Origin of the sequence: Xanthobacter sp. AM11 (assembly GCF_047444035.1) — a bacterium.
Taxonomy (GTDB): Bacteria; Pseudomonadota; Alphaproteobacteria; order Rhizobiales; family Xanthobacteraceae; genus Xanthobacter.
Genome location: NZ_JBLAOA010000001.1, coordinates 525,644 through 538,930, shown reverse-complemented (window position 1 = coordinate 538,930; position 13,287 = coordinate 525,644). Strand labels below are relative to the sequence as shown.

Sequence of the window (13,287 nt, the reverse complement as noted above, 5' to 3'; positions counted from 1 at the left end):
CCCGCAGGGACGGGTGGATGGGGGTTGACCACATGAGATTTGCAGGATTGGTTCTGTCTGCGCTGCTGGCGCTGGCGGCGGGCGAAGCGCGCGCCCAGACGGTGAGCTACGCCGAGGCCGCCGGGCTGCTGGCGCAGCATTGCGGCAACGACATCATGCAGCATTGCCGCGGCATAAACCTCGGCAACGGCGCCATCGCCGCCTGCCTGGCGCAGAATGCCGGGAAGCTCTCCGCGGCCTGCGCCGCCAACCACGAATCGATCCGCCAGATGACCGAGGCCCGGGCCGCCGCGCAGCGCGCCGTCCACAAGGTCTGCGATCGTGACGCGGCCGAATATTGCCCCGGCCTCGTGCCCGGCGACGGCAATATCGTCTCCTGCCTCCTGCAGGCATCCAAGGTGGTGAGCGCGACCTGCACCGCCGCCATCGTCAATGCCGGCTACGCGCAGCAGTGAAGGGAACCGAGCAGATGACAAACGTCCGCAAGACCCGCGCGCCCCTCGCCGCCGCGCTGTGGCTGGCCGCCGCCGTGCCGGCCCTCGGCACCCTGCCCGCCGCCGCCCAGGTGTTCACGCCCGACAACCAGATCGTGCAGGGGTTGCAGGGAACTCTCGACAACGTGCCGAACGTCTCCGCCGAGGCACTGCGGGGCCTCGCTCTGGCCCACATGCAGTATTCCGGCCCGCCGCAGAGCCGCCCGCCGCTGGCGCTGCAGCTGAACCAGCTGGCGCAGATCAATGTGGAAATCGAGTTCGACCTCAATTCCGCGATGATCAAGCCTGCATCCTACCGGACGCTCGGCTCCATTGCAGATGCCATGCATAATCCGGTGCTGCTCGGCTACAAGTTCCTGGTGGTGGGCAACACCGACGCCACCGGCACCCGCGAATACAACATGAAGCTCAGCCAGGAGCGTTCCGACGCCGTGGTCTCGGCGCTCTCCACCACCTTCCGGGTGGACCCGCGCCGGCTGGAATCGGTGGGCCTCGGCCAGGAGGCGCTGCAGGATACGAAGAATCCCGACGCCGCCATCAACCGTCGCGTGCAGATCTTCAACGTGGGCCGGGCGGGCGCCCTGGCGCCGCAATAGGGGCATCGCCGGCCGCCCCGGCCGGCGATCACCGCCGCAGGCACGGCCTGCGGCGGTGGGAATGTTTTCGCCAGACCACATGGCGGTTCACGGAACGCGGGCTGCGGCCCCGTTCCTGATTGATCCCTGGTCAGGCCTTCCGGGGGGCCTTGCGCGCAGGCTTGGCGGTGATCGGGGCGACGGGGGCCTTCTTCACCTCGGCCTTCGCTGCCGCAGGCTTGGCCGCCGGCATCTTGGCGGCGGGAGCCTTCACCGCCGGCTTGGCGGCAGCGGGCTTGGCGCCGGCAGGCTTGGCCGGCGCGGTCTTGGTGGGCGTGTCCTTGGCGGTCACAGGCTTCGTGGTCACAGGCTTGGCGGCGGGGGTCTTGGCTTGCGGCTTGCTCGCCACCTTCGTCACGGTCTTGGCCGCCGGCTCAGCGGCGGGCGCCTCGGGCGCGCTGGCGGGGGCCTTGGCGACCTTCGACGCAGCCTTGGCACGCGGCGGCTTCGCAGCGGCCGGGGCAGCGGGCTTGGCCTCGTCCGCCTTCGCGGTGACCTTGGCGGTGGAAGGCTTGGACGTGGTGGCCTTGGAAGTAGCGGCCTTGGGCGCAGCCGCCTTGGCTGCGGGCTTGGCTGCGGGCTTGGCAGCGGGCTTGGCAGCGGGCTTCTCCGGCGCCGCCTTCGGCGCGGCCGCGGCCTTCACCGCCTTGGCTGCAGCCGCCGCCTTCGGGGCGGTGCCCCGGGCTGCGGTGGCCTTGGGAGCGACAGCCTTGGGAGGGACGGGGGCGGGCTCCGATTTGGCGGGCTCCGGCGCGATCGCGGAAGCCTTGCCGGTTGTTTTGCCAGCCGTCTTGCCCGAAGCCGTCACCGGCGCCTTGGCCGCAGGCGTCACCGTCAGGATGGCTTTTGCCATCGCGAGAATCTCATCATGGCTGAGGCTGCCGGGAGCCTTCACGGCCTTCGCCGCGATCCGGCTCGCGTCCTCGCTGGTCACTTCGGGCTTCTTTGCCATATCACACCTCCGATTCGTCGCGCCGGCGGCGAAGAATCATTGGTCGAATCACCACGCGCGCCAGCATCCGATGCATCGGCGCTTAGATTTGCGGAATGGTTAACGCAGTCTTCCCTGGCCCAGATCTGCGGAAAATGCCGTACCAGGTTCCCGCTTCGGTGGTGATGCGGGCTGTCACACCAGCGTCGGCCCGGGGCGGTAGGGTCCGCCGCCCTGCAACGGAAGCCCGATGGCTTGTCCCGAAGCATTGCGTCGGCGACGCATGAAAGAAAGCGCAAGTCGATGACCGGACGGCCCACCGTTCTCTTCGTCTGCCCCGACAATGCCGGCGTGAGCCTTCTGGCGGAAGCGCTGGCGCTTCACGCCTACAAGGATCTGCGACCCTTCAGCGGCGCCGCCGGCACGCCCGGCGCGGTGGATGGCGCGCTCATCGCGTGTCTGGATGCCGCGCGTATTCCGGCGGACGGCCTGTCGGCCAAGCCGGCGGGCGTGTTCGGCCTGTCCGGCGCGCCGCGGCTCGATCTGGTGGTGGCGCTGGGCGCCGATGCAGGCCGCGCGCTGCGGCGCCAGCCCTGGACCGGCTTCCTGCGGCTCGAAACCTGGCTGTTGCCCGAACTGCCCCGCAGCACGGACCCGCACACGCGCCGCGCCGGCTACCGGACCCTTCTGCCCCAGCTCGCCGCGGCCATCGGCCGGCTGGAGGAGCGCTTCATCCTGAGGGATGCGGGCGCCGCCGCCTGATGGGTCGGTGCGCCCGCGATCCTGCTGCAGATAACGACTTCACCGGCCCCGGGGGCCCCGCCCCGGGCGCTTTCCCCGGGGCGGGGCCGGCTGCGGCCCGCCGCTGATCAATCGGCGATCCGGCCGCCGAGCTCATCCTCGATATGGATGCGGATGATCTCCTCGAAGGAGCCTTCCGCGACGAAGCCGAGGGCGGTGGCCCATTGCGGATCGAACCTGCGGGGCCAGCCGGACACGATCTTCTCGATCACCGGGTCGGGCACGCGCTTGATCCGCGCCACCGCCTTGTCGCCCGCCACCTTGCGCAGGGCCTCGATCTGCTCGCCCACGGTCACCGCCAGGCCCGGCATGGTGAGGTTGCGCCGCATCCCCACCACCGCGCCATCGAGGCCGGCGGCATGGATGAGGAAGCCCACCGCCGCGCGGGGCGAGGCGTGCCAGTGCATCACATCTTCCGACACCGGCAGCACCGCCTCCTGGCCCGCAAGGGGCTCGCGGATGATGCCGGAGAAGAAGCCGGACGCCGCCTTGTTGGGCGCTCCCGGGCGCACGCAGATGGTGGGCAGGCGAATGCCGATGCCGTCGAAGAAGCCGCGCCGCGTATAGTCCGCCAGCAGCAGTTCGCCCATGGCCTTCTGCGTGCCGTAGGAGGTGAGCGGCGTGTGGAAATAGTCGTCCGGGATGGCGTCCGGGAACGGCGCGCCGAACACGGCGATGGACGAGGTGAACACCAGGCGCGGCGCATAGCCCTCCACCTCGCGCACCGCATCGAACAGATGGCGCGTGCCGTCGAGATTGATGCGGTAGCCCTTCTCGAAGTCCGCTTCCGCCTCGCCGGAGACGATGGCGGCCAGGTGGAAGATCACGTCGGGCCTGTCCGTCACCAGCGCCGCCGCCTCGCCGGGGAGGGAGAGGTCGGACACGCGGGTGTCGATGGGAAAGGGCGCTTCCGGCGGCCGGGGCGTCACCACATCGTGGGCGGTGAGCCGGGTGATGGGCCGGCCGCCGAGGCGGCCGTCGCGGGCGAGGCGCTCGATGAGCTTGCGGCCCACCATTCCGGCGCCGCCGATGACCAGGATATGCATGTCGTGTGTCTCCCGGTGCTCAGAGCGCCCAGCCGCCATCGATGACGTGGATCTGGCCGGTGGTGAAGGCACTTTCGTCGGAGGCGAGATAGAGCGCGAGGGCCGCGATTTCCTCCGGCGTGCCCAGGCGCCCCATGGGCTGGCGGCCGACGAAATCCATGCGCACCTGCTCCAGCGACTTGCCGGTCTGGGCCGAGACGGCGGCGATGCGCTCGTCAAGCGAGGGCGACTGGATGGTGCCGGGGCAGATGGCGTTGGCGCGCACGCCCTTGAGGATGAAGTCCGCCGCCACCGCCTTGGTCAGGCCGATCACCGCCGCCTTGGTGGTGCCATAGGCATAGCGGTTCGGCACGCCGCGGATGGAGGAGGCGGCCGAGGCGATGTTGATGATGGAGCCGCGCCCCGTCTCCAGCATCCCCGGCAGGAAGGCGGAGATGGTGCGGTGCATGGACTTCACATTGAGGTCGAAGGAGAAGTCCCAGTCCTTCTCCGAGGTCTCGAAGATGGTGCCCTGGTGCACATAGCCGGCGCAATTGGCCAGCACGTCCACCGGGCCCACCTCCGCCGCCAGCGCGTTGACCGCATCGGTGGCGAGCACGTTCAGCCCCCGCGCCTGCGCGCCCTCGATCCCGGCGAGCTTGCCGGCGTCGAGATCGGTGGCGATGACGCGCGCGCCCTCGCGAACGAAGGCCTCGGCGATGGCCCGGCCGATGCCCTGTCCCGCCGCCGTCACCAGCGCGGTCTTGCCTTGAAGTCGTCCACCCATGGCGTTTCCTCTTGGTTTGGGAATCCCTGCGGTTCCGCGCTCACACCTGGGCGCGGATGTCCTCCAGCCGGCGGCGCTGGCGGCCTTCGGCGTCCAGATTTTCGGGGTCGAGCCACGCCTCGAACGCGGCCCTGGCCGCCGGCCATTCATGGTCGAGCAGGGAGAACCAGGCGGTGTCCCGGTTGCGCTCCTTCACGATCATGTGCTGGCGGAACACGCCCTCGAAGCTGAAGCCGAGCCGCTCCGCCGCACGGCGGGAGGGGGCGTTCAGGGCGTTGCATTTCCATTCGTAGCGGCGGTAGCCCAGATCCTCGAACACGTGGCGCGCCATGAGATACATGGCTTCCGTGGCCCCCGGCGTGCGCTGGAGGGCCGGCGTGTAGAGGATGTTGCCCACCTCGATCACCCGGTGGCCGGGCTCGATGCGCATGAAGCTGGCGTGCCCCACCGCCCGCCCGTCCGCCGCCGCGGTGATGGCGAACAGCAGCGGGTCGGCCTTGGCCGCCGCCTCCGCATAATAGCGGGCGAAGGCCGCCGCGTCGGGGAACGGGGCGGGGGAGAGATAGGCCCAGAGCGCTTCCTTCCCCTCCCCGTGGGAGAGGGCATAAAGGCTGGCGGCATGGCGCGCGGCATCGAACGGCACGAGATGGACGTGGCGCCCTTCCAGCGTGACGGGCGCCGGCCGCCGGGCCGGGCCGCTCTCCACCGGCGCGCCGAGCGGGGGTGCCGGCGCTGCCATTTCGTTCATGATGGGCTCGTCTCAGTGATTGTCGCGGGGAACGCCCATGGTCTGGGCGACGCGCTGGTACTTCACGGCCGGCTTCAGCACCATGCCTTCGTCGAACTGGGCCACCATGGAGCGCTGGATCTCCTGCCAGGGCGTCTGGCTCTGCGGCATGGGGAAGCCGCCATGGCCCTGAAGGTCGGCGCGGCGCTGGGCGAGTTCCTCCGGGGAGATGAGGATGTCGGCGGTGCATGTGTTGAGGTCGATGCGCACCCGGTCGCCGGTCTTCAGCAGGGCCAACCCGCCGCCCGCCGCCGCTTCCGGCGAGGCGTTGAGGATGGAGGGCGACCCCGAGGTGCCGGACTGCCGCCCGTCGCCGATGCAGGGCAGGGCATGGATGCCCTTTTTGATCAGCGCCGCCGGGGGCTGCATGTTCACCACCTCGGCACCGCCGGGATAACCCAAGGGGCCGGTGCCGCGGATGAACAGCAAAGTGTATTCGTCGATGCCGAGGGCGGGGTCGTCGATGCGGTGGTGGTAGTCCTCCGGCCCCTCGAACACCACGGCGCGGCCCTCGAACGCCTCGGGATCGTCGGGGTTGGAAAGGAAGCGCGCGCGGAACTCCTGCGAGATCACCGAGGTCTTCATCACCGCATTGTCGAACAGGTTGCCGTGCAGCACGATGAAGCCGGCATCCTCCTTCATGGGTGCGTCATAGGCCTTGATGACCTCGCGGTCCCAGGAGAGCTTGCCCTTGCAGTTCTCGCCCATGCTGCGGCCGTTCACGGTGAGGGCGCCCTCGTGGATCTTGCCCTGCTCGATCAGCTCGGCCACCACCGCCGGCACGCCGCCGGCGCGGTGGAATTCCTCGCCCAGATATTCGCCGGCGGGCTGGAGGTTCACCAGAAGCGGGATCTTGTGGCCCACGGCCTGCCAGTCATCCACGGAAAGGGGCACGCCCACGTGGCGGGCGATGGCGTTCAAGTGGATAGGGGCGTTGGTGGAGCCGCCGATGGCGGAATTCACGCGGATGGCGTTCTCGAACGCCTCGCGGGTGAGGATGTCGGAGGGTTTCAGGTCCTCCCACACCATGTCCACGATGCGCTTTCCGGTGTCGTAGGCGATCTGGCCGCGCTCGCGATAGGGCGCAGGGATGGCGGCGCAGCCGGGCAGGGACATGCCCAGGGCTTCCGCCAGCGCATTCATGGTGGAGGCGGTGCCCATGGTGTTGCAATGGCCCACCGAGGGGGCCGAGGAGGCCACCACGTCCATGAACTCGTCATAACCGATCTCGCCGGCGGCGAAGCGCTCGCGGTTCTTCCACACCACCGTGCCGGAGCCGGTGCGCTCGCCCTTCCACCAGCCGTTCAGCATGGGCCCGCCGGAGAGCACGATGGCGGGGATGTTCACGGTGGCGGCCGCCATGATGCAGGCGGGGGTGGTCTTGTCGCAGCCGGTGGTCAGAACCACGCCGTCGAGCGGATAGCCGTAGAGGATTTCCACGAGGCCGAGATAGGCGAGGTTGCGGTCCAGCGCCGCGGTGGGGCGCTTGCCGGTCTCCTGGATGGGATGGACCGGAAATTCGAACGGCACGCCGCCCATGGCCTCGATGCCGGCGCGCACGCGGTGGGCGAGGTCGAGGTGGTGGCGGTTGCAGGGCGAGAGGTCGGAACCGGTCTGGGCGATGCCGATGATGGGCTTGCCGGACTGCAGCTCTTCCCGCGTCAGGCCGAAATTGAGGTAGCGCTCAAGATAGAGCGCCGTCATTCCGGGATTGTCGGGGTTGTCGAACCAGAGCTGGGACCTGAGCTTGAGCCCGTGCTTCTCGGGCTGCTCGCCTTGACCGGACATACGCGCCTCCGTGGCTTCATCCGTCCTCCGGCGGACCGTTGCGCCGGAATTTAATCGTTTTGATCGGCGGGATTTATGCGCCGTGGCGCGGCGGAAATCAATCGGGATTGGAAGGTTTCCGAACCGTGGGGTCACGTCCTCCCACAGTCCCGCTCAAGGCGGCAGGGGCGTGCGGGCCGGCCCGCCGCCGGGCCTGCGCCCTTTGCCTGCCGGCGCGAACCGGCTAATCGGAAGGGGCAACGAGGCGCATGATGACCTTCTTCCGTTCCACACCCGCGCGTGCGCGCGCCGATGCCGGGCCCGCCCGGCGTGATGGCGTGCAGCCTGACGGTGTGCAGTTCGCAGGCGTGGAGGTGACGCGGGGGACGCGCACGGTGTTTTCCGGCCTCTCCCTCACCCTCTCGGAGCGCCGCATCGGGCTTGTGGGCGACAATGGCTCCGGCAAGTCCACGCTGCTGCGCCTCGTCAACGGCCTCATCCTGCCGGATGCGGGACGGGTCACGGTGGCCGGCCTCGACACCCGGGCCGATCGCCGCCGCCTGCCGGCCCATGTGGGCTTCGTGTTCCAGAACGTGGACCACCAGATCATCTTTCCCACGGTGCGCGAGGAAGTGGCGTTCGGCCCGCTCTCCCAGGGCATGGCCAAGGCGCAGGCCAATGCGGCGGCCGAGCGCCTGCTGGCCCGCCACGGCTGCGCCGGCTGGGGCGAGCGGGCGGTGTCCGATCTCTCCGAGGGGCAGAAGCAGCTCGTCTGCATCCTTTCGGCGCTGGCCGCCGGGCCGCGCATCCTGCTGCTCGACGAACCCTTCTCCAGCCTCGATCTGGCCACCCGCCTCGCCTTCGCGGCCCGGCTGGCGGCGCTGGACCTCCAGGTGGTGATGGCAAGCCACGATCTGCACCTGTTCGACGGCTTCGACCGGGTGCTGTGGCTGAAGTCCGGCACCATCGCCGCCGACGGTCCCCCCGCCACCGTCCTTCCGCTCTATGAGGCCGATGCGCGCGCCCGTGCCGCCGCGCACCAAGACAGCGGGATGGACCATGGGGCGGCGGGATCGCCCCGCGGCACGGGGCCCGCGCCCGCATGATCGCCGGCTACCTTTCCGGCACCAGCCTGCTCCACCGCACCCCCGCCGCGGTGAAGCTGGCGGCTCTCGCCGTGCTCTCCCTGCTCATCCTGCCGCTAAAGGACCCGGTTCTCCTCGCCATGGCCCTCGCGGTGGTGCTGATGGCCTATGCCGGGTTCGGCCGGCGGGGCCTGCGGCGCATCGGCCAGTGGCGGAGCCTCGTGCCGCTGCTGGTGCTCATCGCTGCGCTGCAGGCGTGGGCCGCCTCGCTGGAGGTGGCGGCGGTCAGCGTGCTGCGCATCGCGGTGATGGTGCTGCTGGCCGATCTCGTCACCCTCACCACCCGCCTGCAGGACATGATGGACGCCTTGGTGGTGCCGCTGCGGCCGCTGGCGCGCTTCGGCGTCGATCCGCAGCGCCTTTCGCTGGCGGTGGCGCTGGTGCTGCGCTTCGTGCCGGTGCTTCTGGAAAGCTGGCGCGGCCGCGAGGAGGCCTGGCGGGCCCGCAGCCCGCGCCGGCCCGGGCTGGCGCTGGTGGGTGCCTTCTTCACCGGCGCCCTCGCCACCGCCGACCAGGTGGCCGAAGCCCTCGACGCCCGCGGCTTCTCCACGCCCCATCCTCCATCCGAAAAGGCCGAGGCCCCATGACCGACACCCGCACCCTCGTGCGCATCGCCCTGGTTGCCGCGCTCATCGGGGCGCTGGGCTTCGTGCCGCCCCTCTACATGCCCATCGCCGCCGGCGTCCCGGTGAGCGCCCAGAGCCTCGGGGTGATGCTGGCCGGCCTGCTTCTGGGCGCGCGGGGCGGGGCGGCGGCGACAGCGCTGTTCGCCCTGGTGGTGGTGCTGGGCGTGCCGCTGCTCTCCGGCGGACGCGGCGGACTGGCGGTGCTGGCTTCGCCCTCGGCGGGCTTCTTCATCGGCTTCATTCCCGGCGCCTATGTCACCGGCCTGCTGGCGGCGCGCCTGCGGCTGCCGGCCTTCGGGGCGGCCTTCATCGCCGCTTTGGCGGGGGGCATCGGCGTGGTCTACCTGTTCGGCGTGCCGGTGCTGGCCCTGGTGGCGGGCATCAGCCTGCAGAAGGCGATCATCGGTTCGGCGGTGTTCCTGCCGGGCGACCTCATCAAGGCGGTGGGCGCGGCGCTGCTCGCCACCACCGTTCTGCGCAACTGGTCCGTCGCCGTCCGCCCGCGGCCGTGAGCATCACCCGCAACCTCGCCCGCCATGCGGCCGCGCGCCCCGGCGCCCCGGCGCTGACCTGCGAGGGCGAGAGCCTCACCTATGCGGTGCTGGATGCCCTTGTGGCCCGCTGCGCCGCCCGCCTTGCCGCTGCGCCCGCAGGGGGTATCGCGCTGGACCTGCCCAATGGCGCGGTGCTGGGCGTGCTGCTCCTCGCCGCCGCCCGCGGCGGGCGGGAAGGGCAGGTGCTTGATCCGGCCTGGCCGGCGCCCCTGCGCGCCGCGGTGCTGGAGCGGCTGGCGCCGGGCCTCCTGGTGAGCGGCGATCCGGCGGCCGCCATCCGCCTGCCGCCGGACCTGCCCCTGTCCCGTCTCGCGGCGGCCATGGGCGCGCCCGAGGCGGCGGCGCCGCCGGAGCCGGCCGCCGACCGGCCCTTTTATGTGGGCTTCACCTCCGGCTCCACCGGCCTGCCCAAGGGCTATCGCCGCACCCACGGGTCGTGGACCGCCAGCTTCGATGCCGATGCGCGCGAATTCGGCATCGGTCCCGGCGACGTGGTGCTGGCGCCCGGCGTGCTCACCCACTCGCTGTTCCTTTATGCCCTGGCCCGCGGCCTCGATGCCGGCGCCCATGTGGTGCTGTGCCGCCGCTTCCGTCCCCGTGCGGTGGCGGAGCTGGCCCGCCGGCATGGCGCCAGCGTGCTCTATGGGGTGCCGACCCAGCTTGCCCTGCTGCTGGACGCGCTGGAGGGCGAGCCCCTTGAGGGGATGCGCCTCGTTCTCTCCTCCGGTGCCAAATGGCCGGTGGGGCAGCGCGCGCGGCTCGATCGCCTCATGCCCGGCGCGCGCTTTGCCGAATTCTACGGCGCTTCGGAACTGTCCTACGTCACCGTGGCGCGGGCCGACGAGGATGTGCCGGAGGCCTCCGTGGGCCGGGCCTTTGCCGGCGTCACCCTCACCATCCGCGACCGCGCCGGCCGGCGCCTGCCGCCTGGGCGCACTGGGCTGGTGTGCGTGGAGAGCCCCTTCGTCTTCTCCGGCTATGCCACCGGCGAGAGCGCCGACCTGGTGCGCCACGGCGCGGCCCTGAGCGTGGGCGACATGGGCTTTCTCGACGCCGCCGGCTTCCTCCATCTCGTCGGCCGGGCGAAGCGGATGATCGTGACCAGCGGCAAGAATCTCTACCCCGAGGAGGTGGAGCGCCTGCTGGAGCGCCATCCCGCGGTGCGGGCGGCGGCGGTGCTGGGGCTTGCCGACGGCCTGCGCGGCGAGCGGCTGCATGCGCTCCTCGCCGTTGAGGCCGGCGCGGCGGTGACGCGGGCGGAGCTGATGGCCTTCCTGAAGCCCCTGCTGCCCGCCTTCAAGGTGCCGCGCCGCTATGCGCGGGTGGCGGCCTGGCCGCTCACCGCCTCGGGCAAGACGGATTTCGCCGCGCTGGCGCGGCTGGGCCCGTCGGGCGGCGAGGATCTGGCATGAGCGCGGTGGGCCTGCTTGCCGCCCGGCGCACGGCGGTGGTGCCGCGCGGCGGCGCCTTCCGCGAGGTGGAGGCCTTCGCCCTCGTGGCTGCGCTGGTGGCGCCGGTGCTGGCGGCGGCCGGCGTCGCACCGGAGGCGGTGGACGAGGTGATATTGGGCAATGCCCTGTCCGGCGGGGGCAATGTGGCCCGGGTGGCGGCGCTGGCGGCGGGCCTGCCGCAGGAGGTGCCGGCCCTCACCCTCGATACCCAATGCTGCTCCGGGCTCGATGCCATCCGCCTCGGGGCTGCCCGCATCGCCGCAGGGGAGGCGCGCCACGTGCTCGCCGGCGGGGTGGAGAGCTTCAGCCGCGCGCCGCTGCGCGCCCACCGGCCGCGGGTGAAGGACGCGGCGCCGGACTTCTATCGCCAGCCCGCCTTCACCCCCTGGCCCGCGCTTGAGCCGGACCTTGCGGAGGCGGCGGCCCGGCTTGCCGGCGCGGATGGCCTCACCCGCGCCATGCAGGAGGCGTTCGCGGCCGAGAGCCATCGCCGCGCCCTGGCCTGTCCCGCCGGGCCGCCGGAGCTGGTGCCGGTGGCCGGCGTTACCGCCGATCCCTTCGCCCGCGCCCTCGTCCCGGGGCTGCTGGCGCGGCTGCCGGTGCTGGCGGGAGACGGCATCCATGGCATCACCGCCGCCACCATGGCGGTGGAGGCGGATGCGGCGGCGCTGGTGTTGCTGGGGCCGGCGCAAGACGCGCCGGTGCGGCTGCTGGGCGCCGTGGCGCGCGGCGCCGACCCGCTGATGCCGGCGCTGGCGCCGGTGCCGGCGGTCCAGGCCCTGTGCACCCGCCTCGCCCTGGCGGCGCAGGATTTCGAGCATGTGGAGCTGATGGAGGCCTATGCCGCGCAGGCCCTCGCCGGCATCGGGCGGCTCGGCCTCGACCCGCGGCGGGTGAATGCGCAGGGCGGCGCCCTGGCCCGCGGCCATCCCATCGGCGCGTCGGGAGCGGTGCTGGCGGTGCGCGCCTTCTTCCGGGTGCAGGCCGGCGGCGGGCGCGCCCTCGTCGCCATCGCCGGGGCCGGCGGCATCGCCAGCGCCCTCGCCCTCGCGCATGGGGGAGACGGGGCGCCCGGAACATGGCAGAGTTGCCCGTGATCATGTCATTATCCGGCAAACAGATGGATGCTGCCTCCTCCTCCGCCCCGCCCGCGGGCGGGGACCTACCGCCGGCCCGCGATGCGGCGGGGCAGGCGCTGGCGCGCGCCCTGTGGGCCACCCTCGATGCGGTGGAGCAGGCGGCGGGCGATGCCGATGCGGTCGAGATGGTCCATGATGCCCGCAAGGCCATGAAGCAATATCGCGCCCTGCTGCGCCTCGTGCCCGGCGCGGCGGCGCGGGCGGCGCGGCAGGACACCGCCGCGGTGGCGCGCGAGCTCTCCGGCTCCCGCGACAGGGCGGCGGCGCGGGAGGCGATCCAGATCCTGGAGGAGGAGGGCCTGCTCCTCGCCTGCGACTTCGCCGATGCCGTCGCCGCCATCGGCAGCGATGCGCCGGAGGATGCGGACGCGCAGGGCCATCGGGAGGCGCTTCTCGCCTTTCTTGCCCGTGCCCGCATGGCGCTGGAGACGGGGCTGGCGGCGCAGGCGGAGGCCGCCGACGTGGGCCGGGGCATCGCCCGGGCCTACCGGAAGGGGCGCCAAGCGGTGCTGGATGCGCCGCCGGACATGCACGAGGGCCGCAAGCAGGTGGTCATCCACCGCTACCAGATGAGCCTTCTCGCCGAGGCCTTCGCCGGCCGGGCCCGCAAGCGGGCGGTGCGGGCGCAGAAGCTGCGCGATCTCCTCGGCGCCTACCAGGACATGGAAATCCTGCGCCCCATGCTGCGCGCGGCCGTTCCGCCCCTCGGCACGGGCACGCTGGAGCGCCTGGAGGTGGCCATGGCCCGCGAGCAGAAGCGGCTGAAGAAGCGGGCGGCGAGCGCCCATGCCGCGCTGTACCGTCGCCGCGCCGGGGCGTTCCTGCGCAAGTACCGCGATATTCTCTGATCCGGCGGCCGCGCGGATTGACGCGGGCCATGGCGCGGCGGCACCTTCCGTGCCGTGGTCCCTATCCGTTTCGAAAGGTCGGGCCACTACGGCCTTGAAAGCGCCCGGAGAAAGGGCCACCACCCTGTGGTGCCGCGTGCCGCCGTGCCATGGGCGGTTCCGGCGGCGCACCGTGTGCGTTGCCGACCCGAGATTGCTGAAGAGACAGGCCGATGCCCCTCGAATCCCGCGTTTCGCCCGCCGGCGCCCCCGGCTCCGCTCCCGCCACCCCGCCCGCCGCGTCGGCATGGCAGCCGC

General features: G+C 71.7%; 14 protein-coding genes. 9 read left to right on the top strand and 5 right to left on the bottom strand.

The features are described from left to right. Positions 1-47 precede the first annotated feature (47 nt). The gene (locus ACI7BZ_RS02585) at positions 48-455 is read left to right on the top strand and encodes a hypothetical protein (protein ID WP_414115637.1); all 408 of its coding nucleotides are present in this window, start codon (positions 48-50) and stop codon (positions 453-455) included. A 14-nt stretch (positions 456-469) separates the two neighbouring features. Continuing rightward, the gene (locus tag ACI7BZ_RS02580) at positions 470-1,090 is read left to right on the top strand and encodes an OmpA family protein (RefSeq protein ID WP_414115636.1); all 621 of its coding nucleotides are present in this window, start codon (positions 470-472) and stop codon (positions 1,088-1,090) included. 130 nt (positions 1,091-1,220) lie between these two features. Here ACI7BZ_RS02580 and ACI7BZ_RS02575 read toward each other — a convergent pair whose 3' ends face one another. Beyond that, on the bottom strand, positions 1,221-2,081 hold the full coding sequence (locus ACI7BZ_RS02575; RefSeq protein WP_414115635.1) for a hypothetical protein: 861 nt from the start codon (positions 2,079-2,081) through the stop codon (positions 1,221-1,223). Positions 2,082-2,363: 282 nt separating this feature from the next. Here ACI7BZ_RS02575 and ACI7BZ_RS02570 point away from each other — a divergent pair, with 282 nt between their 5' ends. Further along, a complete protein-coding gene (locus tag ACI7BZ_RS02570) occupies positions 2,364-2,822 on the top strand; it encodes a hypothetical protein (RefSeq protein ID WP_414115634.1) in 459 nt (152 codons plus the stop codon). Between the two features lie 107 nt (positions 2,823-2,929). On the opposite strand, the gene denD is transcribed toward ACI7BZ_RS02570, so the two are convergent. The 4 genes from denD to ACI7BZ_RS02550 are packed head-to-tail and all read right to left on the bottom strand — an operon-like array spanning position 2,930 to position 7,248. Next, on the bottom strand, positions 2,930-3,907 hold the full coding sequence (gene denD / locus ACI7BZ_RS02565) for a D-erythronate dehydrogenase (protein WP_414115633.1): 978 nt from the start codon (positions 3,905-3,907) through the stop codon (positions 2,930-2,932). 19 nt (positions 3,908-3,926) lie between these two features. Next, entirely contained in the window at positions 3,927-4,673 is a 747-nt protein-coding gene (locus tag ACI7BZ_RS02560; RefSeq protein WP_414115632.1) for an SDR family oxidoreductase, read from the bottom strand. A 40-nt stretch (positions 4,674-4,713) separates the two neighbouring features. Next, entirely contained in the window at positions 4,714-5,421 is a 708-nt protein-coding gene (locus tag ACI7BZ_RS02555; protein WP_414115631.1) for a GNAT family N-acetyltransferase, read from the bottom strand. Between the two features lie 12 nt (positions 5,422-5,433). Continuing rightward, entirely contained in the window at positions 5,434-7,248 is a 1,815-nt protein-coding gene (locus ACI7BZ_RS02550; protein ID WP_414115630.1) for an IlvD/Edd family dehydratase, read from the bottom strand. Positions 7,249-7,565: 317 nt separating this feature from the next. On the opposite strand from ACI7BZ_RS02550, the gene ACI7BZ_RS02545 reads away from it, so the two are divergent. The 6 genes from ACI7BZ_RS02545 to ACI7BZ_RS02520 are packed head-to-tail and all read left to right on the top strand — an operon-like array spanning position 7,566 to position 12,990. Then, positions 7,566-8,333: an energy-coupling factor ABC transporter ATP-binding protein gene (locus ACI7BZ_RS02545; protein WP_414115629.1), complete on the top strand. Its 768-nt coding sequence runs from the start codon at positions 7,566-7,568 to the stop codon at positions 8,331-8,333. Then, on the top strand, positions 8,330-8,959 hold the full coding sequence (locus tag ACI7BZ_RS02540) for an energy-coupling factor transporter transmembrane component T family protein (RefSeq protein WP_414115628.1): 630 nt from the start codon (positions 8,330-8,332) through the stop codon (positions 8,957-8,959). Before ACI7BZ_RS02545 ends, ACI7BZ_RS02540 begins: the two co-directional genes overlap by 4 nt. After that, positions 8,956-9,510 (top strand): biotin transporter BioY, encoded by a 555-nt coding sequence (locus ACI7BZ_RS02535; protein WP_414115627.1) that lies wholly within the window; start codon positions 8,956-8,958, stop codon positions 9,508-9,510. Before ACI7BZ_RS02540 ends, ACI7BZ_RS02535 begins: the two co-directional genes overlap by 4 nt. Further along, positions 9,507-10,964 (top strand): AMP-binding protein, encoded by a 1,458-nt coding sequence (locus ACI7BZ_RS02530; protein WP_414115626.1) that lies wholly within the window; start codon positions 9,507-9,509, stop codon positions 10,962-10,964. The genes ACI7BZ_RS02535 and ACI7BZ_RS02530 overlap by 4 nt, the downstream gene beginning before the upstream one ends. After that, positions 10,961-12,100 (top strand): thiolase family protein, encoded by a 1,140-nt coding sequence (locus ACI7BZ_RS02525; protein WP_414115625.1) that lies wholly within the window; start codon positions 10,961-10,963, stop codon positions 12,098-12,100. The genes ACI7BZ_RS02530 and ACI7BZ_RS02525 overlap by 4 nt, the downstream gene beginning before the upstream one ends. Positions 12,101-12,123: 23 nt before the next feature. Then, positions 12,124-12,990, top strand: coding sequence for a CHAD domain-containing protein (locus ACI7BZ_RS02520; protein WP_414115624.1), 867 nt, complete (start codon positions 12,124-12,126; stop codon positions 12,988-12,990). The last annotated feature ends 297 nt before the right edge of the window (positions 12,991-13,287 follow it).